General features: G+C 55.7%; 3 protein-coding genes. All 3 read right to left on the bottom strand.

Features of this window, described 5'->3' with window-relative positions; genetic code table 11:
• Positions 1-95 precede the first annotated feature (95 nt).
• The 3 genes from H7A76_RS32200 to H7A76_RS32195 are packed head-to-tail and all read right to left on the bottom strand — an operon-like array spanning position 96 to position 1,764.
• Entirely contained in the window at positions 96-1,247 is a 1,152-nt protein-coding gene (locus tag H7A76_RS32200; RefSeq protein ID WP_221775449.1) for a tyrosine-type recombinase/integrase, read from the bottom strand.
• Positions 1,148-1,549: a hypothetical protein gene (locus tag H7A76_RS32245; protein ID WP_221775450.1), complete on the bottom strand. Its 402-nt coding sequence runs from the start codon at positions 1,547-1,549 to the stop codon at positions 1,148-1,150. Before H7A76_RS32245 ends, H7A76_RS32200 begins: the two co-directional genes overlap by 100 nt.
• Positions 1,546-1,764, bottom strand: a complete 219-nt coding sequence (locus tag H7A76_RS32195) for a hypothetical protein (protein ID WP_185702240.1) — start codon at positions 1,762-1,764, stop codon at positions 1,546-1,548. Before H7A76_RS32195 ends, H7A76_RS32245 begins: the two co-directional genes overlap by 4 nt.
• Positions 1,765-1,832 lie beyond the last annotated feature (68 nt).

Raw genomic sequence — 1,832 nt, 5'->3', positions numbered from 1 at the left:
TCCGTCCCGACCATATTTTTCAATGACTTAGCCGCTTTCGAGCGGCTTTGTTGTTTCTGCCATAGTGACTTTCCGAGTGACCCTGGCCTTTTTATTCATGCCTCCCTCCTTTTCAAAATCGTCAGCGCTGGTGCGCGCGAGTCAGTTACTGATACCTTGTTTGACGCCTCAATGAGCTGATCCAGTTCTGCCGCTGAGTAGTGACTGGTGATACTTCCGTTCTTGTGGCCGAGCAGTGCTTTCCGATCTTCCTCTGTCACGCCTGCAGCGCGTAGCCTTCTCCCAAAGGTGTGTTTTAGGTCGTGAATGCGGATCCTGGCAAAGCCATCATGCGCCGGCCGCAGGAACTTCTCCTGCCACTTCTTCGCCGCCCTGATCCTGGCCTTCTTCCAGGCGGAGTCATTCATACGATGCACTGTCGTTTCATTCCCCTCGCCATCAGGCTTGCCAAACGGGAACACGTAGAGCGGGTGCTTTCCGCGCTGCTTCTCGATCACCGACTTGGCCACGTCATTCAAAACGACTAGACGCTCGTCTCGGTTTTTCACGCCAGATCTGGCGCTTCTACCGCCAAAGCCCGCGGGTATCAGAAAGACGCTTGTCCCCAGTTCCGGGACCGCAATCTCCCAGTTCCACTGGAGTTTGCACACTTCCTGCTCCCGACACCCCGTGTTGACCTTAAACATTGCCATGGTCTGGAGGTGAGCCGGTAGCTCGGCGAACAGGATCGATTGCTCTTCCCACGAAAGTGGGTAGGGCTTCCGACTGTTCGTTCGCTCATCAAGAAGCGAAATCATCGGCACCACGTCGAGCAGCGGCCGGCGCTCTTCATCCCGCCATTTCCGCGCGCAGAGGTTCAGCACGCGGATGACCCGTTGAAGAGCGATGTTCACTGTTCGGTTTGTGACTGGCTTCCCCACCGCAGGATTCAGCTTCGACTGTACGTATGGCGCTAGCGCATCGTCATCTATGTGTGTCAGCGGCATATCGCCAATGAATGGGTCAAGCTGCTCCATGTACGTGGCTGAAATGTGGATAGAGGCCTGGTCCTTCGCCTCGAGCAGGAAGCGAGTCGCAGCCTCCCGCCAAGTCCTGACCCGTCTGACTCCGTAGACCTTCTGTTGGCGCAACTGCTCCAGCTTGTGGATCAGATACTGCTCTGCTTCGGCGCGGTCACAAGTGCCAGTACTCTCCTGAATTCGTTCTCCTCTGTACTTTTTGTCGATCTTCCAGATGCCGTTCGGCATTTGCTGGAGGCCTGTGATTGCTTTTTGGGCCACGGCAATTCTCCTTTCTTCTTGCCCTGGCGCTCGCTGCGGGGCCGATTGTTGTCCTGATTGGCGGCTTTTACAATTGCCCGAGACTCGACGTAGGCGTCTGCCCAGGCATCAAGCTCCAAGCGATCAAACCCAATGCCTTGCTTCCCGATGGGGAACTCACGGACGTATGGGCGAACTGTCTTATTGAACTCATCCAGGCACATGCCCAGGTAGGCCGGAGCCTTCATGGCTCGGATGAAGCGTGGAGGAACGGCAAGTTCTGCGCTCATGCTCTACCTCCTTTTCCCTTGCGGCGGCACTCTATCTCTTGCAGTCGCTCACTTGTCAGCGCGATGAAATTCCTGATCCCGGTCTTAACTGGAAAAGATTCGCCGTCGAATTCGACCCAAATCCCTGTTTTTCTTTGCTCAGGGATGCGGTCAATGGCTTCGAAGAGTCTTCCGATTCCGCCGCCGACCCTGATTTCGTGAACGTCAATGAGCATGGCGGGCTACCTCGATGACTTGCCTGATGCCTTTTGCATAGTCAGCAGGCTTGCACTGAGCTGACTGC

This window comes from Pseudomonas sp. MSSRFD41 (assembly GCF_014230245.1).
GTDB classification, from domain to species: Bacteria; Pseudomonadota; Gammaproteobacteria; order Pseudomonadales; family Pseudomonadaceae; genus Aquipseudomonas; species Aquipseudomonas piscis.
This window is presented reverse-complemented; position numbering and strand designations above follow the sequence as displayed.